Origin of the sequence: Hymenobacter sp. BRD67 (genome assembly GCF_013256425.1) — a bacterium.
Lineage (GTDB): Bacteria > Bacteroidota > Bacteroidia > Cytophagales > Hymenobacteraceae > Hymenobacter.
On record NZ_CP053904.1, the window covers coordinates 3,309,661 to 3,330,723 of the forward strand.

Annotated in this window: 15 protein-coding genes, 4 tRNA genes and 1 pseudogene; 1 reads left to right on the forward strand and 19 read right to left on the reverse strand. The window is 53.9% G+C overall.

Going from position 1 to position 21,063, the window contains the following annotated elements; all coding sequences use genetic code 11:
• Positions 1–125: 125 nt before the first annotated feature.
• Positions 126–1,382: an O-antigen ligase family protein gene (locus tag GKZ67_RS15455; protein WP_173243979.1), complete on the reverse strand. Its 1,257-nt coding sequence runs from the start codon at positions 1,380–1,382 to the stop codon at positions 126–128.
• A 216-nt stretch (positions 1,383–1,598) separates the two neighbouring features.
• Between GKZ67_RS15455 and GKZ67_RS15460 the strand changes: the two genes are divergently transcribed.
• Positions 1,599–2,432 carry a glycosyltransferase gene (locus GKZ67_RS15460; protein ID WP_173243984.1) on the forward strand — a complete coding sequence of 278 codons (834 nt, stop codon included), beginning with the start codon at positions 1,599–1,601 and terminating at the stop codon, positions 2,430–2,432.
• Between the two features lie 69 nt (positions 2,433–2,501).
• On the opposite strand, the gene rpsJ is transcribed toward GKZ67_RS15460, so the two are convergent.
• From rpsJ to GKZ67_RS15550, 18 genes and pseudogenes are all read right to left on the reverse strand, one after another.
• Positions 2,502–2,807: a 30S ribosomal protein S10 gene (gene rpsJ, locus GKZ67_RS15465; RefSeq protein ID WP_151086051.1), complete on the reverse strand. Its 306-nt coding sequence runs from the start codon at positions 2,805–2,807 to the stop codon at positions 2,502–2,504.
• A 46-nt stretch (positions 2,808–2,853) separates the two neighbouring features.
• Positions 2,854–4,992, reverse strand: coding sequence for an elongation factor G (gene fusA, locus GKZ67_RS15470; RefSeq protein ID WP_173243986.1), 2,139 nt, complete (start codon positions 4,990–4,992; stop codon positions 2,854–2,856).
• A gap of 111 nt (positions 4,993–5,103) precedes the next feature.
• Positions 5,104–5,571 carry a 30S ribosomal protein S7 gene (rpsG, locus tag GKZ67_RS15475; RefSeq protein ID WP_144846837.1) on the reverse strand — a complete coding sequence of 156 codons (468 nt, stop codon included), beginning with the start codon at positions 5,569–5,571 and terminating at the stop codon, positions 5,104–5,106.
• A 96-nt stretch (positions 5,572–5,667) separates the two neighbouring features.
• Positions 5,668–6,099, reverse strand: coding sequence for a 30S ribosomal protein S12 (gene rpsL / locus GKZ67_RS15480; protein WP_068340417.1), 432 nt, complete (start codon positions 6,097–6,099; stop codon positions 5,668–5,670).
• 116 nt (positions 6,100–6,215) lie between these two features.
• Positions 6,216–6,557: a DUF3467 domain-containing protein gene (locus tag GKZ67_RS15485; protein WP_173243989.1), complete on the reverse strand. Its 342-nt coding sequence runs from the start codon at positions 6,555–6,557 to the stop codon at positions 6,216–6,218.
• 630 nt (positions 6,558–7,187) lie between these two features.
• Entirely contained in the window at positions 7,188–11,543 is a 4,356-nt protein-coding gene (gene rpoC, locus GKZ67_RS15490; protein WP_173243992.1) for a DNA-directed RNA polymerase subunit beta', read from the reverse strand.
• A gap of 281 nt (positions 11,544–11,824) precedes the next feature.
• Positions 11,825–15,690, reverse strand: a pseudogene (gene rpoB, locus GKZ67_RS15495) (DNA-directed RNA polymerase subunit beta).
• Between the two features lie 422 nt (positions 15,691–16,112).
• Complete coding sequence (gene rplL, locus GKZ67_RS15500; protein WP_173243995.1) at positions 16,113–16,493, reverse strand: 50S ribosomal protein L7/L12; 381 nt, start codon at positions 16,491–16,493, stop codon at positions 16,113–16,115.
• Positions 16,494–16,553: 60 nt separating this feature from the next.
• The gene (gene rplJ / locus GKZ67_RS15505) at positions 16,554–17,108 is read right to left on the reverse strand and encodes a 50S ribosomal protein L10 (RefSeq protein WP_173243998.1); all 555 of its coding nucleotides are present in this window, start codon (positions 17,106–17,108) and stop codon (positions 16,554–16,556) included.
• Positions 17,109–17,123: 15 nt separating this feature from the next.
• Positions 17,124–17,822, reverse strand: a complete 699-nt coding sequence (rplA, locus tag GKZ67_RS15510) for a 50S ribosomal protein L1 (RefSeq protein WP_151086067.1) — start codon at positions 17,820–17,822, stop codon at positions 17,124–17,126.
• Positions 17,823–17,842: 20 nt separating this feature from the next.
• The gene (gene rplK, locus GKZ67_RS15515; RefSeq protein WP_068340394.1) at positions 17,843–18,286 is read right to left on the reverse strand and encodes a 50S ribosomal protein L11; all 444 of its coding nucleotides are present in this window, start codon (positions 18,284–18,286) and stop codon (positions 17,843–17,845) included.
• A gap of 116 nt (positions 18,287–18,402) precedes the next feature.
• The gene (gene nusG, locus GKZ67_RS15520) at positions 18,403–18,960 is read right to left on the reverse strand and encodes a transcription termination/antitermination protein NusG (protein ID WP_173244001.1); all 558 of its coding nucleotides are present in this window, start codon (positions 18,958–18,960) and stop codon (positions 18,403–18,405) included.
• Between the two features lie 11 nt (positions 18,961–18,971).
• Positions 18,972–19,169 carry a preprotein translocase subunit SecE gene (secE, locus tag GKZ67_RS15525; RefSeq protein WP_173244004.1) on the reverse strand — a complete coding sequence of 66 codons (198 nt, stop codon included), beginning with the start codon at positions 19,167–19,169 and terminating at the stop codon, positions 18,972–18,974.
• A 53-nt stretch (positions 19,170–19,222) separates the two neighbouring features.
• Positions 19,223–19,296: transfer RNA gene (locus tag GKZ67_RS15530), tRNA-Trp, on the reverse strand.
• Between the two features lie 125 nt (positions 19,297–19,421).
• Positions 19,422–20,612 (reverse strand): elongation factor Tu, encoded by a 1,191-nt coding sequence (tuf, locus tag GKZ67_RS15535; RefSeq protein WP_151086072.1) that lies wholly within the window; start codon positions 20,610–20,612, stop codon positions 19,422–19,424.
• 166 nt (positions 20,613–20,778) lie between these two features.
• Positions 20,779–20,850: transfer RNA gene (locus tag GKZ67_RS15540), tRNA-Thr, on the reverse strand.
• A 23-nt stretch (positions 20,851–20,873) separates the two neighbouring features.
• Positions 20,874–20,946 (reverse strand) — tRNA-Gly (locus GKZ67_RS15545).
• 23 nt (positions 20,947–20,969) lie between these two features.
• Positions 20,970–21,049 (reverse strand) — tRNA-Tyr (locus GKZ67_RS15550).
• Between the last annotated feature and the right edge of the window lie 14 nt (positions 21,050–21,063).

The window sequence follows — 21,063 nt, forward strand, 5'->3', positions numbered from 1 at the left end:
AAGGGAGTGCAAAGGTAGTGGTTTTTGCTGAGAAAAACCAAGTTGGCGCATAAAATAATTTTCACTCAGGCTGTTAGCTACAGAAAAGCCAGGCGATGAGCAACCTATATAATATAATTTATATATTATATAGGTTGCCTCGGTGCTGCCTCGCTCACCGGGGCTAAGGCAATCAGCATAAACAGCACCCCGACAATGACGCCAATATTGGTTTCCAAGGTGTACTCACTCAGGAAGGATAGTGATATTATACAATATATTGCCACTGCCTGAATATTATGCTCCCTGAGCGCCTGCCAGAACGGATAGTAGAACCCGAGCAAAAAGAGCAGCAGGCCCAGCAATCCATAGGAAACTGCATTGTACAGAAACTGATTATGAGGCAGCGCATAGTTCTCAGCGCTTATTTCGGGGTAACGGTAGCTATACTGCTGTGCCATTGCATGGGGCAAGGCCACTTTTCCTATGCCCAGTAGCGGATGCTGCCACAAGAGGGACTCTGCTACTTCGTAGGAATAGATACGGGAAGTAACCGAAAAATTATTGGCGGCGCTGGCAATATGGCGATGCTGCGTATCAAACACCGTGTTCCTAATCCGAATCTGGAGCGTCGGAAACAGCAAGAGGCAGGAGCCGCCAATAGCGCCAATGGCCAGCAGTCCCAGCACAGAGGGCTTCCAACGCCCCTGGTAGAAAAGCAGGCCGCCCAGATAGGTAAAAATGGCGGCATATACAGTAAGCAGCCCACTGCGCACTGCAAGTAGATGTTGAAACAGAAAGAGTAGCGTGATGCTGACAGCTACCAGAACTTTCAGGCTACGGGCAACTCCTTTGGTAAGCAGCATATCTACTCCGGCAACAATCGAGATGCTTATCAGTAGACTAAACCGGATATGGTCTGGCTCAGTGGGCATTACCTGTGAGCGGGAATAAAGCGCGTCTATCTCTTTAGAGTGGTGCAGATAGTGGATGGTAGCTCCCAGTGCAGAGAGTAAGCAGCAGCTAATAAGTATTAGCCATACCTGCTGCTTTTGCGCGGTGCCCCAGCTTGGCAGCAATACGAAAGCGAGCGGCAGAAGCAATAATGGCAGTTGCAGGAGCAGGTCTTTCTGGAAATCCTGGTTGGTAATGCTGCTGTGTAGCAGCCCGGCCAGCATATGTACCCCATAAACTACCACAAAGCTTAGCAGCTGAGGTGCATATCTGCGCTGCGCTACCACTTTATGCTGCAAGGCGTATGCTAACGCAGTAAGCGTAAATCCAGCTATTCCAATGCTAGGTAACACCAGCACCCAGCGCGTCAGAAACAAGCCGGCAATAATTACTCCTACCCAGTATACACTCAGTTGCCGTACCCGGAACTCCGAAAAAAAACGCCACATTTGATAAACAGTACATACTAATTGTGCGGTGACTGCCAGCGCTCAGGCGAAACTGGCCAAGTCTTGGCAGCAATCATAGTAGACAAAGATAAGCGGCTTAAAAAAGTATTAGGCGCTTTTCCGTAAGGACCGTCGGGCCGGCAACGCACATTGGGCAAACCCGGCATCAAGTGCCTTACTTATCCATCGTAGCGGCGCTGAACGCTATTTTTACTTATGACTCCTACTAAAGCATCTGTTATTATTTCCGTTTATAACCGGTTCGACTTTCTGCAGCTGGTACTGGCCGGACTCGAAACCCAAACAGAAAAAGACTTTGAGGTCATCATTTCCGACGATGGCTCCAGCGAAGCCTTTGTTGCCCAGCTCACGGCCCTACGTCAAGGCTCTTCATTAAGAATCACTCACAATTGGCACCCCGACGCGGGGTTTCTAAAAAACCGGATTCTCAACGCTTCCATTCGGCTAGCTCAAGGCCAGCAGCTTATCTTTTTGGATGGCGACTGCATTCCTCATCCTGCTTTTGTGGCCGAGCACCTAGCCCACGGGGGCCTGGGCCGCTGCCTGGCTGGCCGGCGCATCGATATATCTGCGCGGCTCACTGCTCAGCTTACGCCTGAGCTAGTCCGGCAAGGTATTCTGCAAAGTCCGGCTATTATGCTGGGTCAACTGGCAGATTTTTTGAGGCGGCGTACGTTCCACTTTATGAATGGCTTTTACGTAACGAATACTTGGTTACGACGATATTTCAACCGCAAAGAGCGCGGCCTGCTCGGAGCCAACTTTTCGGTGATGAAGGCCGATTTTGAAGCCATTAATGGTTTCGACGAACGCTATACCGCTCCCACCTTCGGAGAGGATTCAGATATTGATTTTCGACTGCGCTTAAACGGAATAAAAATAGTCCCCGTCCTCAATATAGCTGTCGCTTACCACTGTCATCACAAGCTCCTTCCGCGACCCGCAATAAGCAAGGCGCTATACGACCAAGTAGTACGCGACCGCGTTGCCTTTACGCCTTATGGCTTGATACAAAAATCGTCTTTTTAAGATATACCAGAAACAAAAAAGCCCCATCAGTAACTACTGATGGGGCTTTTTTGATACCTAAGCTCAGGCTCAGACTTTGATTTCAACGTCCACGCCGCTGGGCAATTCCAGCTTCATAAGTGCATCTACCGTTTTGCTGCTGGTCGAGAAAATATCAACCAGCCGCTTGTAGGTGCAAAGCTGGAATTGCTCCCGGCTCTTCTTGTTTACGTGGGGCGAGCGAAGTACGGTGTACTTCTCCTTTTCCGTCGGCAACGGAATCGGGCCGCTTACGATAGCGCCGGTCGCTTTAACCGCTTTCACGATTTTCTCGGCCGACTTATCGACCAACGTGTGGTCGTAGCTTTTCAGCTTGATTCTGATTTTTTGGTTCATGGTTGGGAGAGGCCGATTGCCTCAGTGTTAACAAGCTGAAGGAAAACTATTTACCGCCTTTTATTTTAGCAATGATGGCATCGGCCATGTTTTGCGGTACGGTCTCGTAGTGCGAGAAAGTAAGCGAAGCCGAGGCACGGCCCGACGACAGCGTGCGCAGGTCGGTAACGTAGCCAAACAGCTCCGACAGCGGCACGTCGGCTTTGATAACCTGGGCACCACCTTTGGTATCCATACCCTTCATCAGGCCACGGCGGCGGTTCAGGTCACCCGTTACCGGGCCAGTGTATTCGTCGGGGCAAACTACTTCTACGGCCATGATAGGCTCAAGCAGTTTCGGACCAGCTTTGCGTGCGGCCTCGCGGAAGCCACCACGGGCGGCGAGTTCAAACGACAGCGCGTCCGAGTCAACGTCGTGGAAGGAACCGTGGTACAGACGCACCTTCATGCCCTCAATCGGGAAGCCGGCCAACGGGCCCTGCTTCATGGCCTCTTCGAAGCCCTTCTGGATAGGCGCAATGAATTCACGAGGAATCACACCGCCGACGATACCATTCTCGAATTCGAAGCCCGGCTTTTCGGGCTCCGTCTCTTTCGGACCAAGCTCAAACACGATGTCGCCGAACTTACCGCGGCCACCGGTTTGCTTCTTGTAGGTTTCGCGGTGGTCAACTTTCTTGGTCAGGATTTCTTTGTAAGCAACCTGGGGAGCACCCTGGTTAATTTCTACTTTGAACTCCCGACGCATCCGGTCGATAATGATTTCGAGGTGCAACTCGCCCATACCGCGCAGTACAGTCTGGCCAGTCTCCTCATCCGTGTTCACGCGCAGGGTCGGGTCTTCTTCAATGAGTTTGGCGATAGCCATACCCATCTTGTCAACGTCGGCCTGCGTCTTCGGCTCGATAGCATAGCCAATTACCGGCTCCGGGAACGACATCGACTCCAGTACCAGCGGGTTCTTCTCGTCGGTCAGCGTATCGCCGGTTTTGATGTCTTTGAAGCCAACACCAGCCGCGATATCACCCGCCTGAATCTTATCAATCGGGTTCTGCTTGTTGGAGTGCATCTGCATGAGGCGCGAGATACGCTCCTTTTTGCCGGTGCGGTTGTTGAGCACGTACGAACCCCCATCGAGCACGCCCGAATAGCAGCGGAAGAAGCAGAGACGTCCAACGTAAGGGTCGGTGGCAATTTTGAACGCCAGAGCGGTGAAAGGCTCCGAGTTGTCGGGGTGGCGCTCTACCTCAGCCCCGGTGTCGGGGTTGGTGCCCATGATAGCAGGCATGTCGAGCGGCGACGGCAGGTAAGCCATTACGGCATCCAGCATCGTCTGCACACCTTTGTTCTTGAAGGCCGAGCCGCACAGTACGGGCGAGAACTTCATGTCGATAACCGCTTTGCGGATAACAACCATCATCTCTTCGCGGGTAATGCTCTCCGGGTCCTCGAAGAATTTCTCCATCAAGGTATCATCGTAGTCGGCTACGCTCTCGATGAGCTTCTCGCGCCACTCGGCTACCGTTTCCACGAGGTCTTCGGGAACCGGAACCTCGTTGTACGATTTGCCTTCGGTCGCGTCGTCCCACACAATGGCTTTGCCAGTCAGCAGGTCAACTACGCCTTTAAACGTGTCTTCAGCGCCAATTGGGATTTGCAGCGGCACCGGGTTAGCGCCGAGCTTATCTTTGATTTCGCTTACCGCCTTGAAGAAGTCGGCACCAGCGCGGTCCATCTTGTTGACAAAGCATATGCGCGGAACGCTATATTTGTCAGCCTGACGCCATACCGTTTCCGACTGCGGCTCCACGCCCGATACGGCGCAGAACAGGGCCACAGCACCGTCCAGCACGCGCAACGAGCGCTCCACCTCTACGGTAAAGTCAACGTGACCAGGGGTGTCGATGAGGTTGATTTTGTATTGGTGCGTCTCAGGAACCGCGTTGCCCTGCGCATCAGTCGGATAGTTCCAGAAGGTAGTAGTAGCCGCCGAAGTAATGGTGATACCACGCTCCTGCTCCTGCTCCATCCAGTCCATCGTAGCGGCTCCGTCGTGCACCTCCCCAATCTTGTGGGTTTTGCCGGTGTAGTACAGAATCCGCTCCGAGGTAGTCGTTTTGCCGGCGTCGATATGGGCCATGATGCCAATATTGCGCAGGTATTGTAGCTCTTTGTTGACTGCCATTACGGTAGGTTAATTAGCGCGTTAGCGGATTGATGAGTTCAGGAAAGAAGACAACCAAAGCTGGTTAAACATTCAATCTAAGCTCATCAACCCGCTAAACATTCGCGTATATTAGAAACGGAAGTGCGAGAAGGCTTTGTTGGCTTCGGCCATGCGGTGGGTGTCGTCTTTTTTCTTAACGGCAGCACCTTCGCCCTTAGCAGCAGCAATGATTTCGCCCGCCAGCTTGTCTTTCATGGTTTTTTCCCCACGGCGACGAGCGTACTGAATCAGCCACTTCGAGCCAACCGCAATGCGGCGGTCGGCGCGCACTTCAATCGGCACCTGGAACGTAGCACCACCCACGCGGCGGCTCTTTACCTCTACGGTCGGCATCACGTTGTTCAACGCTTTGCGCCACATTTCGAGGCCGTTCTCTTTGGTACGGGTCTCTACCTGCTCTACGGCATCGTAGAAAATGGTATAGGCCAGGTTCTTCTTCCCGTCATACATCATGTAATTGACGAAGCGGGTTACGAGCGTCTCCTTGAACTTGGGGTCCGGCAGGAGGATGCGCTTTTTCGGTTTAGACTTACGCATGGTTTAACTAGTTGTCAGTTGTAAGCTGCCAGCTGTCAGTTGCGAACACCGAAATCCGGCCTGACAACTGACAACTAGCAACTGACAACTATTAAATTACTTCTTCTTAGCAGGAGCGCCTTTGCCACCTTTACCTGCGGCTGCGGCGGGCTGGCCCGGCTTCGGGCGCTTGGCGCCGTACTTCGAGCGGCGTTGCAAGCGGCCACTTACGCCAGCGGTGTCGAGGGCACCACGGATGATGTGGTAGCGAACACCTGGCAGGTCTTTTACCCGGCCTCCGCGAATGAGCACGATGCTGTGCTCCTGGAGGTTGTGGCCTTCACCGGGAATGTATGCGTTTACTTCCTTACCGTTGGTAAGGCGCACACGGGCCACTTTGCGCATAGCCGAGTTCGGCTTCTTAGGCGTGGTGGTATACACGCGAGTGCATACGCCCCGACGCTGCGGGCACGAATCAAGAGCGGGCGACTTCGACTTGGTAGTCAAAGCTTCCCGGCCTTTCCGTACTAGTTGGTTGATGGTTGGCATTTAGCGATTGGTTGAACGAGAGCCGTTTGCTCCCAAATTTTCAGGCCTGCAAAGGTAAGAAAATAGTTTGGCAATAGCAAACTCGCTGAAAAAGTTAATTTTCCGTTTAACGGCGGTTAGGTAAGCTGCACTCTACGCCTCCCTACCGCGCCGCCGAAGTTCATCGGATAGCTGGGCGCTTCCTGATGCACTTTGATAGGACCGAAGCTTTGCTCGAAGCGCTGGATATTCTCCTCCAAAGCTGATAGCAAGCGCTTGGCGTGCTCAGGCGTGAGAATGACGCGGGCTTTCACCTTGGCCTTGGGCGCGCCTGGCATCATGCGAATAAAGTCTACTACAAACTCGCTGCTGCTGTGCGCAATCAGGGCCAGGTTGGCGTATTCGCCTTCGGCAATGACTTCGCTTAGCTCAATGTTGAGCGCGTTAGGGTCGGGGTTTTGGGGTTGGTTGGGCTGCATCTAGTCGATATCGTTTGATTTAGTAATGTTCCCTTTGTCGGTAAAAACAAGCTTATCGTACTGCGTCCAATGCTTTTTGTCTTCTGTTGGAATGTAAAAAATCACTTTGTAGAGTAATTTTTCTCTGACATTAAATGACGTAATGTCTAAATCAATCCTCTGAAAATCGGCTTCTAGCTTTTTAACTACCTTATTGATTGCGCTTTGCACCTCCTTGGGCGTCTGTGTTAAGTTTATTTTTAGCTTAAATGCTATGGGTTGAGCACTTTCGTTAAACGTTATGCTAGCTTGGTCATTCCCTTGGTAAAACTCAGTTTGGTAGTAACTGTAATTTCCGTCTTTTGGACACTTAGTACAGAACAAATGGCCCCAAGAAACATCCTTCGCATTTGGTGCAATCCATCGTAATGATATGACAAGCTGTGCAGGAATTGCTGTAGAATCTACTTACTCATTATAAGCTTTTCCCACTTTAAATGGGACGTCTTGTGCTTTAGATGCTATACTACTTACTATAAAGTAAGTTATGTATTGGAATTTCATAAAGGCTTGCTAATATGTGCTACCAAATTAAGAACCCCCGACTAGCCAAGGCTAGCCGGGGGTTCTATTACAAACCTACATCATTCGTTATTCCTGCACGGTCGTCTCACGCTTGGCGCGCGAGGGACGCTTGGCGGGAACGGCAGCCTGCTCGGCAGCCTGGGTAGCCAGCTTGGTCGCGTGGTCGTCTTTCGACGACACCTCGATGCCTTGGTACTCGCGCAAGCCAGTACCGGCGGGGATGAGGTGACCAACGATTACGTTCTCTTTCAAGCCCAGCAGTTCGTCGGCTTTGCCACGGATGGCAGCCTCGCTTAGCACCTTGGTCGTTTCCTGGAAGGAGGCAGCCGAGATAAACGAAGCCGTACCCAGCGAAGCCTGCGTGATGCCTTGCAGCGTGGGCCGCGAAACGGCCGGCTGCGCATCGCGCACTTGCGCCAGCTTGAGGTCGCGACGGCGGAGCGACGAGTTTTCGTCGCGCAGCTTGCGGCTGGTTACAATCTGACCAGGGCGCAGCTCGGTCGAATCGCCCGAATCGGTCACGACTTTCATGTCGATAACGATGTCGTTCTCTTCCATGAGCAGCACTTTGTCAACGAGCTGATTTTCGAGGAAGCTCGTATCGCCGGCGTCCATTACCAGCACTTTCTGCATCATCTGGCGGACGATAACTTCAATGTGCTTGTCGTTGATTTTCACACCCTGCAAGCGGTATACTTCCTGAATCTCGTTCACGAGGTACTCCTGCACCGAGCCGGGGCCCTGAATATTCAGGATATCGCTCGGAGTGATGGCACCATCCGAGAGCGGCGCACCGGCCCGCACGAAGTCGTTGTCCTGCACCAGGATAAACTTCGACAGCGGCACCATGTACTTCCGCTTCACGCCGTCTTTCGACTCCACGAAGATTTCGCGGTTGCCACGCTTCACCGAGCCGTAGGTTACTACACCATCGATTTCCGACACTACAGCCGGGTTCGAGGGGTTACGCGCCTCAAACAACTCCACTACGCGGGGCAGACCACCGGTAATGTCGCGGGTTTTGCCTACGGCACGCGGAATCTTAGCCAGGATGTGACCAGCCTTCACTTTCACGCCGTTTTCGACGTTCAGGTGAGCGCCTACCGGCATGCTATACGCTTTGGTAGCATCCGCATCGGCCCCCTTGGCAGGGTTCAGCAATACCGACGGGTTTTGCGCTTTGTCTTTCGATTCGATGATTACTTTCTCGCGGAAGCCCGTCTGTTCGTCGGTTTCCTCGCGGTAAGTAATGCCTTCCGTGAGGGCATCGTACTGGATAGTACCGTCGAACTCGGCCAGAATAACGGCGTTGTAAGGGTCCCAGTTAACCAGCTCTTTGCCTTTCTCTACCTCTTCGCCCTCTTTAACAAGCAGGAAAGAGCCATAAGGAACGTGGTTGGAGATGAATACCTTGCCGGTGCCTTTCTCTACAATCCGAACCTCGCCCGAGCGACCCATTACCACGTTGGTTTCAGTTCCTTCGGAATTGACCCCAGCTACGGTACGGATATCCTCGAACTCGACGATACCGGCAAACTTGGCGCGGATGTTAGCTTCTACCGTGATGTTGGAAGCCGTACCACCTACGTGGAACGTACGTAGCGTGAGCTGGGTACCCGGCTCGCCAATCGACTGCGCAGCGATAACCCCAACAGCTTCGCCTTTCTGCACCATGCGGCCAGTAGCCAGGTTGCGGCCATAGCATTTAGCGCAGATACCGCGCTTGCTTTCGCAGGTCAGTACCGAGCGAATCTCCACGGACTCAATGCTGGTCGCGTCGATACGGCGGGTAGTCTCCTCGATGATTTGCTCACCGGCGGCCAAGATTAGCTCGTTGGTCAGCGGGTCGATGATATCGTGCACGGCCGTACGGCCGAGGATACGCTCCGAAAGCGGCTCCACGATGTCTTCGTTATCTTTCAGCGCGAAGGTTTCGGTGCCCCGGAGGGTACCGCAGTCGGGCTCGTTTACGATAACGTCCTGCGATACGTCTACCAGACGGCGGGTCAGGTATCCAGCGTCGGCCGTTTTCATAGCCGTGTCGGCCAGACCTTTACGGGCACCGTGCGTCGAGATGAAGTACTCGATTACGTCGAGGCCTTCTTTGAAGTTCGACAGAATCGGGTTCTCGATAATCTCGCCTACCGAGCCTTGCAGCGACTTCTGAGGCTTGGCCATCAGACCACGCATACCGCCGAGCTGACGAATCTGCTCCCGCGAGCCGCGGGCGCCCGAGTGCATCATCATGTAGATGGAGTTGAAGCCTTGGTTCTCCTTTTCGAGGCGACCCATGAGCGTCTCCGTAATCTGCGAGTTGATGCGCGTCCAGACGTCGATGACCTGGTTGTAGCGTTCGTTGTTCGTAATCAGACCCATCTGGTAGTTCTGCATTACGGCAGCTACGTCGGCCTGGGCCTGCTTGATAAGAATATCCTTCTCTTTCGGAATCTGAATGTCACCCAGCCCCATGCTCAGGCCGCCTTTGTAGGCCGACTGGAAGCCCAGCGTCTTGATGTCGTCCAGGAACTGCGCGGTGCGGGCCATGCCCGTGCGCTTAAACACCATCGAGATGATTTGCTGAAGCTTTTTCTTGGTTAGCAGCTCATCTACGAAGCCTACTTCCTGGGGCACAAGCTGGTTGAAGAGCACGCGGCCGGCAACAGTTTCGATAGTCTTCTGAACGAGGTCATCGTTCTCATCCCGAACCATCGTGCGCACCTTGATGTAGGCGTGCTTCGACAGCTGCTTTTCGTTGAGAGCAATAACTACTTCTTCGTCAGAGTAGAAGGCTCGGCCTTCGCCCTGGATTTGCTCTTCCGGCGTCGAGCGCTTTCCTTTGGTAACGTAGTACAAGCCCAGAACCATGTCCTGCGACGGTACCGCGATAGGCGCGCCGTTGGCGGGGTTCAGGATGTTGTGCGATGCCAGCATGAGCATCGAAGCTTCCAGGATGGCAGCCGGCCCTAGCGGAACGTGCACAGCCATCTGGTCACCGTCAAAGTCAGCGTTGAAGGCCGTACAAACGAGTGGGTGCAACTGGATAGCCTTGCCTTCAATGAGGCGCGGCTGGAACGCTTGGATGCCCAAGCGGTGTAGCGTAGGTGCCCGGTTGAGGAGCACTGGGTGGCCTTTGAGCACGTTCTCCAGGATGTCCCACACTACGGCGTCCTTACGGTCGACGATTTTCTTAGCCGACTTCACCGTTTTCACGATACCGCGCTCAATGAGCTTGCGGATGATGAACGGCTTAAACAGCTCAGCCGCCATGTTCTTGGGCAGGCCGCACTCGTGCAGCTTCAGCTCCGGACCCACGACGATTACCGAACGGCCCGAGTAGTCAACACGCTTACCGAGCAGGTTTTGACGGAAGCGGCCCTGCTTGCCTTTCAGCATATCGGACAGCGACTTCAGGGCGCGGTTGCCTTCGGCACGTACAGCGTTCACCTTACGCGAGTTGTCGAAGAGCGAATCGACCGCCTCTTGCAGCATACGCTTCTCGTTCCGCAGAATCACTTCCGGCGCTTTGATTTCAATCAGGCGCTTGAGGCGGTTGTTGCGGATGATAACGCGACGGTACAGGTCGTTCAGGTCGGAGGTAGCGAAACGGCCACCATCCAACGGCACCAGCGGGCGCAGCTCGGGCGGAATAACCGGCACCATGCGGATTACCATCCACTCGGGGCGGTTCTCTACGCGGGTAGCAGCATCCCGGAACGCTTCTACTACGCGCAAACGCTTCAGCGCCTCAGCCTTACGCTGCTGCGAAGTTTCGTGCGCCGCCGAATCGCGGAGCGAGTAGCTCAGCTCGTCGAGGTTAATGCGTTCGAGCAGCATTTGCAGCGCGTCGGCACCCATCTTGGCGATGAACTTCTGCGGGTCTTCGTTCGGCAGCAGCTGGTTTTCGCGGGGCAGCTTGTCGATGATGTCCAGGTACTCATCCTCCGTGAGGAAGTCGAGCTGCTGCACACCTTCTTCGGCCTGTACGCCGGGCTGGACCACTACATAGCGTTCGTAATATATAATCTGGTCGAGCTTCTTGGTGGGCAGGCCCAGCAGGTAGCCGATTTTATTCGGCAGGCTCTTAAAGTACCAGATGTGCGCTACGGGCACCACCAGCTCGATGTGGCCCATACGCTCGCGGCGTACCTTCTTCTCGGTCACCTCCACGCCGCAACGGTCGCAGATGATGCCCTTATAGCGGATACGCTTGTATTTGCCGCAGTGGCATTCCCAGTCCTTTACCGGACCAAAAATCCGCTCGCAGAACAGGCCACCCATTTCGGGCTTGTAGGTGCGGTAGTTAATCGTTTCCGGCTTCACCACTTCACCGGTGCTGCGCTCCAGAATTGCTTCGGGCGAGGCCAGCGAGATGGTAACCTTGGAGAAGTCCTGAACTAACTTCTTATTTTTTGCGAAAGCCATTAGGTATGTGTTAAGCTTTTAGCTGTTTGGCTTTGAACTGCCAGAGTCTTCTCTAACAGTTTGACGCTACGAAAAGTGCTCTACGGGTCAGACAGGTACGCCTCGTAGTAGATTCTCGTCAGGTCTTGTATTCCTCTATAAACAATAAGCGGCCGGTTCCTTCACTGCCCTGACCTGTCTCGGGACAGCTGTTTCGTACCAGACGCTTTTCAACTAAACTTCCAAAAACTCACGAAGAGTTGGTCACTGTCCGTAACCAACTCCTTAGTAAGCATATTTTACTACTCTAGCGTGATTTCCAGCGCCAGACCGCGTAGCTCGTGAATCAACACGTTGAACGACTCAGGAATATTCGGCTTGGGCAATACGTCACCTTTCACAATGGCTTCGTACGCTTTGGCCCGGCCAACCACGTCGTCCGACTTCACCGTCAGGATTTCCTGAAGCACGTTGGAAGCACCGAAGGCCTCCAGCGCCCATACTTCCATCTCGCCGAAGCGCTGGCCACCGAACTGTGCCTTACCACCCAGCGGCTGCTGCGTAATGAGCGAGTACGGCCCAATGGAACGGGCGTGCATCTTGTCGTCAACCAGGTGACCAAGCTTGAGCATGTAAATCACGCCCACGGTCACCGGCTGGTCGAAGCGGTCGCCGGTCAGGCCGTCGTGCAGATAGGCACGGCCCCAATCGGGCAAGCCGGCGGCGGTCAGCTCCTTAGCTACTTCGTCTTCGGTAGCGCCGTCGAAAATTGGGGTTGCGTAGGTGCGCCCCATTTTCAGACCAGCCCAGCCGAGTACGGTTTCGTAAATCTGACCGATGTTCATCCGGCTCGGTACGCCGAGCGGGTTGAGCACAATGTCCATCGGGGTGCCGTCGGGCAGGAAGGGCATATCCTCATCGCGCACGATGCGGGCTACTACCCCTTTGTTGCCGTGGCGACCAGCCATCTTATCACCTACTTTCAGCTTGCGCTTCTTGGCAATATAGACTTTCGCTAATTGAACAATGCCGGCTGGAAGCTCGTCGCCAACCTCTAGCGTGAAGCGCTCCCGCTTAAAGCGAGCCGTGATGGTGTTGCGGCGCTTGGCGTAGTTTTTCACCAGGCGGAGCAGCAGCTCATTCACGCGGGCATCCGCGGTCCAGCCTTCCAGCTGCAGGTCCTTGAAGAGGTTCACTTCTTCCGGCACCGCGTAGTTGCTCTCGTCGCGATAAGCATTCTTATCGGGGAACAGCGCCTCGCTGATATTTTTCCGGTTGAATTTCACGCCTTTTGTCAGCACGTCGTCGCCAAAGCGGTGCTTGATGCCCTGGCTCGTCTTGCCTTCCAGCAAGCCTACCAGCTTATCAATCATTATCGCCTTCACGCCGCGCAATTCGCGGGCATAGCCTTCCTTCAGGTCCTCCACCTCTTTCTTCGACTTGGCGCGAAGGTTTTTATCCTTCTTGGGCCGCGAGAAGAGCTTGGTGCCGATAACCACCCCGTTCAGGGAGGGCGGCGCCTTAAGCGAAGCATCCTTCACGTCACCAGCCTTGTCGCCGAAAATGGCGCGGAGCAGCTTCTCTTCCGGAGTCGGGTCGGTTTCGCCCTTCGGCGTAATCTTGCCGATGAGGATATCGCCTTCCTTCACCTCCGCCCCAAGGCGGATAATGCCGTTGTCGTCGAGGTTGCGAACGGCTTCCTCGCTCACGTTCGGAATTTCCGAAGTCAGCTCTTCTTCGCCGCGCTTGGTCTCGCGCACTTCCAGCTCAAACTCTTCGATGTGAATCGAAGTAAAGATATCGTCGCGAACTACGCGCTCCGAGATAACGATGGCATCCTCGAAGTTGTAGCCCTGCCACGGCATGAAGGCAACCTGCATGTTGCGGCCCAGCGCCAGCTCCCCGCGGTTGGTGCCATAGCCTTCGCAAAGCACCTGGCCCTTGGTTACGCGCTCGCCGTTTTTCACCAGCGGCGTGAGATTGAGGCAGGTATCCTGGTTGGTACGACGGAACTTAATGAGGCTGTACGTCTTACGCTCAGCATCAAAGCTTACGGCCACATCGTCGTCCGACAGGTCGTACTTAATAATAATGCGGTTAGCATCAACCGAGTCAACCACGCCTTCGCCTTCGGCGATGATGAGCGCCCGCGAGTCGATAGCCGTACGGCCTTCCAGACCCGTGCCCACAATCGGAGCCTCGGGGCGGAGCAGTGGCACTGCCTGGCGCTGCATGTTCGAGCCCATGAGCGCCCGGTTGGCGTCATCGTGCTCCAAGAACGGAATCAGCGAAGCAGCAACCGATACAATCTGGTTTGGGGCTACGTCCATGTAGGTGTACTCGTCGGGTGCTACCACCGGGAAGTCACCTTCAAAACGACCTTTCACCAACTGCTGCGTCATTTTACCTTCCTCGCTCAGCAGCGAGTTGGCCTGGGCAATGTGGTGCGTGTCTTCTTCTTCGGCAGTCAGGAACTTCACATTAGAAGTCATGTCTACCGTACCAGCTGTTACGTGGCGGTAAGGCGTCTCGATGAAGCCCATCGAGTTTACCCGGGCGTGCACGCAGAGTGACGAAATCAGACCGATGTTCGGGCCTTCCGGCGTTTCAATGGTGCACAGACGGCCGTAGTGCGTGTAGTGAACGTCACGTACCTCGAAACCCGCACGCTCGCGGCTCAAACCTCCCGGCCCGAGCGCCGAAACGCGACGCTTATGCGTCACTTCAGCCAGCGGGTTGGTCTGGTCCATGAACTGCGACAGCTGGTTGGTACCGAAGAACGAGTTAATCACGCTCGAAAGCGTGCGGGCGTTAATCAGGTCAACCGGCTTGAAGTCCTCGTTGTCGCGCACGTTCATGCGCTCCTTGATGGTACGCGCCATCCGGGCCAGCCCTACGCCGAACTGAGCGTACAACTGCTCGCCCACCGTGCGTACGCGGCGATTGCTCAGGTGGTCAATGTCATCGACAATGGCCTTCGAGTTAATCAAGCCAATCAGGTACTTCACAATCAGTACAATATCCTGATTAGTCAATACCCGCGACTCCTGACTCATGTCAATCTGGAGCTTCTTGTTAATCCGGTAGCGGCCTACTTCTCCAAGGTCGTAGCGCTTGTCCGAGAAGAACAACTTCTGGATAATATCACGAGCGGTTTCTTCATCGGGGCCTCGGTGTTCCGGAGCTGACGGTAAATCTGCTCAACAGCTTCCTTTTCCGAGTTGGAGTTGTCTTTCTGCAGGGTATTGTAAATAATCGCAAAATCTGCAATATTCACATTTTCCTTATGCAGAATAACCGATTTAGCACCGGCCTCCACAATGGTGTCAATATCTTCCTCGTTGATGGTCGAGTCGCGCTCCAGCAGCACTTCGTTCCGGTCGATAGAAACTACCTCCCCGGTATCCTCGTCCACGAAATCTTCCGTCCAGGTGCGGAGCACCCGAGCGGCCAGCTTGCGACCAACCGCTTTCTTGAGGTTTTTCTTATCAGCCTTTACTTCCTCGCTTAGGCCGAACAAGTCCAGAATGTCCTTATCCGTACCGTAACCAATAGCGCGCAGCAGCGTCGTTACCGGGAATTTCTTCTTGCGGTCGATGTAGGCGTACATCACGTTGTTTACGTCCGTGGCGAATTCAATCCACGAGCCCTTGAACGGGATAATGCGGGCCGAATATAGCTTGGTGCCATTCGTGTGCTTGCTCTGGGCAAAGAACACGCCCGGCGAGCGATGCAGCTGCGATACAATAACGCGCTCGGCACCGTTGATAACGAACGAGCCTTTTTCCGTCATGTACGGAATATTGCCCAAGAAAACTTCCTGCTCAATAGTTTGGAAGTCCTCGTTATCCTTGTCGTTGCAAATGAGCTGCAGCTTCGCTTTCAGGGGCACTGCGTAGGTAAGGCCGCGGTCGATGCACTCATCCACCGTGTATTTCGGTGGGTCAACGTGATAGTCGATAAAGTTCAGCACGAAGTTTTCGCGCGAGTCCGAAATCGGGAAGTTCTCGGCAAATACCTTGAACAAGCCTTCATTCGTGCGGCTGGCGGCGGCTGTTTCGAGCTGAAAGAACTCCTGGAACGACTGCACCTGCACGTCCAGAAAGTCCGGGTACTCGATAACTTTCTTAATCTTGGCGAAATTGATTCGCTCACTGGCCCCAGTCAGGTGTTTGACTTCGGCGGCCTCAGTTGCTTGCGGTGTAGCCAATTGGAAAGGTTTTAAAAATGTACACGTAAGCTATTGCAGCTACGCGAGTTAGCTCTACTATCAACCTATGTTCGGAAGGTTGCCTTTACACCTGCACCTACGGTAAAAGCCTTCAGACGAACTCAGGGGTTATGAGCGCAGCAAAGGACCTTACCACGCTGTTTGTCAGATGAGTCCGAAACTCCTGCGACGTGTAACGTGATAAGGTCCTTGTATTTTGCTTCGCTCCATGCTAGATGATAGAAGAAGAAAACTGCCAGCGTAAGACAACCAAAAGCAGCCGCTTTCAGTTGCAAAAAGTAACTTATTCTCTACAAACAGGAAAAGACCTGGCTAAGTGCCAGGCCTAATCCGATTCGGGAGCAAGCCCGTAGGCAAACCTACTTAACTTCTACTTCAGCACCAGCTTCTTCAAGCTGCTTCTTCAGGCCTTCGGCCTCATCTTTGGTAACACCTTCTTTCAGGGGCTTGGGAGCACCGTCAACCAGTTCCTTGGCTTCTTTCAGGCCCAGGCCGGTCAGGTCTTTTACCAGCTTAACTACTTGCAGCTTAGCGCCACCGGCAGCTTTCAGGATTACGTCAAACGTGGTCTTTTCCTCAGGAGCCTCGGCAGCAGCAGCGCCACCACCACCAGCTACCATTACGGGAGCAGCAGCAGCAGGCTCGATGCCATACTCGTCTTTCAGGATACCAGCGAGTTCGTTTACTTCTTTAACGGTGAGGCTAACAAGCTGCTCAGCGAAGGCTTTCAAATCGGCCATTTCGGTAGGGTATTAGGGGTTGTAAGTTGAAAATTGAAAGTTGAAAAAGGTGAGCAGCGGTTAGCCAGCAGCTTCTTCTTTTTCGGAAAGCGTTTTGAGGATACCAGCCAGCTTGTTGCCGCCGCTCGACAGAGCAGAGATAACGTTTTTGGCGGGCGATTGCAGCAGGCCGATGAGTTCACCGAGCAGTTCCTGTTTGCCTTTGATAGTGGTAAGGCCTTCGAGCTGGTCAGCACCGATGAAGATGCTGGCGTCGATAAAGGCACCCTTCAGCGCGGGCTTAGGGGTTACGCCGCGACCATAAGCCTGGGCTTTGTAAAAGTCCTTCAGCAGCTTGGCCGGGGCGTTGCCGCTCTCTTTCGAGAACAATACACCAGATTGGCCTTTCAGCGCTGCGTCCATCTCGCTGGTGTCGCCGCCGAGGGTGTCGAGCGCCTTGCGGATGAACGAGTTCTTATACACCTTGAATTCCATGCCGCGGTTGAAGCAGAGGCGACGGAAGTCATTGATTTTCGCTACCGACATGCCCGAGGCATCGGCAATATAGAATGCGTTGTGCGACTGAAACTTCTCGCTCAACTCATCCACGAGGGCTTGTTTTTCTTCCCGATTCATGGTTGGTTGATATTATTAGTTAGCGGAAGAAACCGTGCTGTCGACCGGCACTGCCGGCGACATGGTGCTGCTGAGCGTGATGCTGCGGATATAGGTGCCTTTCGAAGAAGACGGCTTCAGACGACCCAGCGTCTGAATCACTTCCAGCGCGTTCTCAGCCAGCTTGCTGGGGTCGAACGATACTTTCCCTACTGAGCAATGAATGATACCGGTTTTGTCAACTTTGAAGTCGATTTTACCAGCCTTCACTTCCTGCACCGCCTTAGCTACGTCGGTCGTTACCGTGCCCGACTTCGGGTTTGGCATCAGACCACGCGGGCCAAGTACGCGACCAAGGCGACCAACTTTCGCCATTACCGAAGGCATGGTGATAATTACGTCGATGTCGGTCCAGCCTTTCTCGATTTTAGCGATGTAGTCGTCCAGACCTACAAAGTCGGCACCAGCGGCGGTAGCTTCGGCTTCTTTATCGGCAGGCACCAAGGCCAGTACGCGAACGGTTTTGCCAGTGCCGTGGGGCAGGGTGGCTACACCACGCACCATCTGGTCGGCTTTGCGGGGGTCTACACCGAGGCGAACGTCGATATCAACCGAGGCGTCGAACTTGGTGTACGTAATATCCTTCACCACTTGCGCGGCTTCGAGCAGGCTGCGTACCTGCGTCAGGTCATGCTTGGCAAGGGCTTCCTTGCGCTTTTTGCTGATTGCTGCCATTGTGTATGTCCTCCGGTTAGTTATTCAGCAAAAGGCGAATCGCCCTTTACGGTGATACCCATGCTGCGGGCAGTGCCAGCAACTTGCTTCATGGCCGACTCCACTTTGAAAGCGTTCAGGTCGGGCATTTTGGTTTCGGCGATGGTCCGAACCTGGTCCCACGTTACCGAACCCACTTTGTTACGGTTTGGCTCTTTCGAGCCGTTCTGCAACTTGGCGGCATCCATCAGGAGAACCGGTACCGGAGGAGTCTTAATGACGAAGTCAAAAGACTTATCGGTGTACATCGTAATCAGGACGGGGCAGATTTGGCCAGCTTTATCCTGGGTGCGCGCATTAAACTGCTTGCAAAACTCCATGATATTCAAGCCTTTACTACCAAGCGCAGGTCCAATCGGCGGCGCGGGATTCGCGGAGCCTCCCTTTACCTGAAGTTTCAGGTAACCTCTAATTTCTTTGGCCATTTGGTTGATAAAGCTGCGGCGGGCACGACGTAACTCGTACTAGCCTCAGTTCAGATAATACTCCTAGTGGAAGCACCGCCTGACCGGAGTGGATATCAGGCGACGTATAAGGTTTGTTACTCTTTCTCGACCTGCGTGTAGCTCAACTCTACCGGCTGAGCGCGGCCGAAAATTTTCACGATAACATTTAGTTTCTTACGTTCCTCAAATACTTCGTTGACGTTGCCGCTGAAGCCATTGAACGGGCCATCGATAACTTTTACCAGCTCGCCCACCGTGAAAGGGGTTTCGAGCTCGGCGGACTTTTCTTCGGCCTCGTCAACTACGCCCAGCAGACGGTTTACCTCGTTCAGCGACAAAGGCACTGGCTTGGCATTAGTAGTCTTGGTTTCCTTATCGCCCAGAAAACCAATTACGCCGGGCGTGGAGGTGATGATGTTCTGCACCTCACCGTGCGTCAGGTCCGAATGAATAATAATATAGCCGGGATACAGGTTGCGCTCGCGCACGCGCTTCTTGCCGTTGCGCATCTCAAACACCTTCTCAACCGGAATCAGCACCTGCGGAAGCAGCTCCTGCAAGTTGTGGCGACCGATTTCGGTCTCCATATACGTTTTGGCTTTTTTCTCCTGGCCGCTCACCGAGCGAACCACATACCATTTCAATTCACCCATCTTCTTAAAACCTAGCGGGCGAAAGTTTGATAAAATGCGGTGAGCGCCGTGTTGAAGCTCACATCCATCAGGCCTACCACGGCGGCAAATACCAGGGAGCCAATCAACACCAGACCCGCGCTCTTTTGCAGTTCGGTAGTCGAGGGCCACGTTACGTTGTAACGCATCTCCTCGATGGTGTCGCGGAAGTAGTTGTTCAGCTTAGCCATGGTTGCAAAAAGCCGGTGAGGGCAGATAAAACAGCCGCAACAGCGGCTAAAAGTGGCACGAGTGGAGAGATTCGAACTCCCATCAAAGGTTTTGGAGACCTCTATTCTACCCTTGAACTACACTCGTAGGTAACAGCCCCGTAAGCGCTATTTGCTTATGGGAGTGCAAAGGTACAAAGCATTTTATACAAAACAAATCCGCCCCCGAAAAATCGAGGCGGATTGTCTTAATTTTTAGCTAGAAAGCTAAAACTAGTCGAGGATTTCGGTCACCTGACCAGCGCCTACCGTACGGCCACCCTCACGGATAGCGAAGCGGAGGCCTTTCTCCATAGCCACTTTGCTGATAAGCTCCACCGTGATGGTGATGTTATCGCCGGGCATTACCATTTCAACGCCCTCGGGGAGGGTGATGATGCCGGTAACGTCGGTGGTACGCAGGTAGAACTGCGGACGGTAGTTGTTGAAGAACGGGGTGTGGCGGCCGCCTTCCTCTTTCGAGAGCACGTACACCTCAGCCTTAAACTTCTGGTGGGGCTTAACCGAGCCGGGCTTGCAGATAACCATGCCGCGACGGATGGCTTCTTTCTCAATGCCACGGAGCAGCAGACCTACGTTGTCACCAGCTTCGCCACGGTCCAGGATTTTGCGGAACATTTCCACACCCGTAACCGTCGACTTCAGGCCTTCAGCAGCACCCATACCCAGGATGTCAACCTGCTCGCCCGAGTTGATGATACCGCGCTCGATACGACCGGTAGCAACCGTGCCACGACCCGTAATCGAGAACACGTCCTCTACTGGCATCAGGAAAGGCAGGTCGGTCAGACGGGCAGGAATCGGAATAAACGAATCCACTGCAGCCATCAGCTCGTTGATTTTGGGAACCCAGTTGGCATCGCCGTTCAGGCCGCCCAGGGCCGAGCCCTGGATAACCGGAATGTTGTCGCCGTCGAAGTTGTAGAACGAGAGGAGTTCGCGGATTTCCATTTCCACGAGCTCAAGCAGCTCGGGGTCATCCACCATGTCAACTTTGTTCATGAACACTACCAGCTGAGGAACACCTACCTGACGGGCGAGCAGGATGTGCTCACGGGTCTGGGGCATCGGGCCGTCGGTAGCAGCTACCACGAGGATAGCACCGTCCATCTGGGCAGCACCCGTTACCATGTTCTTCACATAGTCGGCGTGACCGGGGCAGTCAACGTGCGCATAGTGACGGTTGGCGGTAGAGTACTCTACGTGTGCCGTGTTGATGGTGATACCACGCTCTTTTTCCTCGGGGGCGTTGTCAATCGAGGAGAAGTCGCGCTTTTCAGCCAGACCCTGGTTAGCCAGCACCGTGGTGATAGCTGCGGTCAGGGTCGTCTTGCCGTGGTCAACGTGACCGATGGTGCCGATGTTTACGTGCGGCTTCGACCGGTCGAAATTTTCTTTAGCCATTGTAAAGAGTTGAGAAAAAAGAGGGGAATTAAAGTAAAAGCAAGTAGTCTATATGGCAAGAAAGCGAAACCCAGCTTGGGCCAATTCAGGCTTAGGTGCTGCGCATCGCTTCTCTTGCTGACCCGGCCCTAACCCGCCTAAAGGGTGGGTAGTTCCGTAACTGCTGAGCCATTTATGGGATTTGAACCCATGACCTCTTCCTTACCAAGGAAGTGCTCTACCACTGAGCTAAAACGGCTTATTCTATAAACTGGTAAAATGAGCGGGAGACGAGGTTCGAACCCGCGACCTGCAGCTTGGAAGGCTGCCGCTCTACCAACTGAGCTACTCCCGCAGATGGTACTCATTTTATTAAAGTGGGGGTAACAGGACTCGAACCTATGAACCCGAAGGAGGTGAGTTACAGTCACCCGCAATTGCCGCTATGCGATACCCCCATTTGTTTACAAAT

Coding starts and splice junctions, on each gene's coding strand:
- GKZ67_RS15455 (WP_173243979.1), bottom strand. CDS start 1,382: ATGTGGCGTTTTTTTTCGGAGTTCCGGGTACGGCAACTGAGTGTATAC.
- GKZ67_RS15460 (WP_173243984.1), top strand. CDS start 1,599: ATGACTCCTACTAAAGCATCTGTTATTATTTCCGTTTATAACCGGTTC.
- rpsJ (WP_151086051.1), bottom strand. CDS start 2,807: ATGAACCAAAAAATCAGAATCAAGCTGAAAAGCTACGACCACACGTTG.
- fusA (WP_173243986.1), bottom strand. CDS start 4,992: ATGGCAGTCAACAAAGAGCTACAATACCTGCGCAATATTGGCATCATG.
- rpsG (WP_144846837.1), bottom strand. CDS start 5,571: ATGCGTAAGTCTAAACCGAAAAAGCGCATCCTCCTGCCGGACCCCAAG.
- rpsL (WP_068340417.1), bottom strand. CDS start 6,099: ATGCCAACCATCAACCAACTAGTACGGAAAGGCCGGGAAGCTTTGACT.
- GKZ67_RS15485 (WP_173243989.1), bottom strand. CDS start 6,557: ATGCAGCCCAACCAACCCCAAAACCCCGACCCTAACGCGCTCAACATT.
- rpoC (WP_173243992.1), bottom strand. CDS start 11,543: ATGGCTTTCGCAAAAAATAAGAAGTTAGTTCAGGACTTCTCCAAGGTT.
- rplL (WP_173243995.1), bottom strand. CDS start 16,493: ATGGCCGATTTGAAAGCCTTCGCTGAGCAGCTTGTTAGCCTCACCGTT.
- rplJ (WP_173243998.1), bottom strand. CDS start 17,108: ATGAATCGGGAAGAAAAACAAGCCCTCGTGGATGAGTTGAGCGAGAAG.
- rplA (WP_151086067.1), bottom strand. CDS start 17,822: ATGGCAGCAATCAGCAAAAAGCGCAAGGAAGCCCTTGCCAAGCATGAC.
- rplK (WP_068340394.1), bottom strand. CDS start 18,286: ATGGCCAAAGAAATTAGAGGTTACCTGAAACTTCAGGTAAAGGGAGGC.
- nusG (WP_173244001.1), bottom strand. CDS start 18,960: ATGGGTGAATTGAAATGGTATGTGGTTCGCTCGGTGAGCGGCCAGGAG.
- secE (WP_173244004.1), bottom strand. CDS start 19,169: ATGGCTAAGCTGAACAACTACTTCCGCGACACCATCGAGGAGATGCGT.
- tuf (WP_151086072.1), bottom strand. CDS start 20,612: ATGGCTAAAGAAAATTTCGACCGGTCGAAGCCGCACGTAAACATCGGC.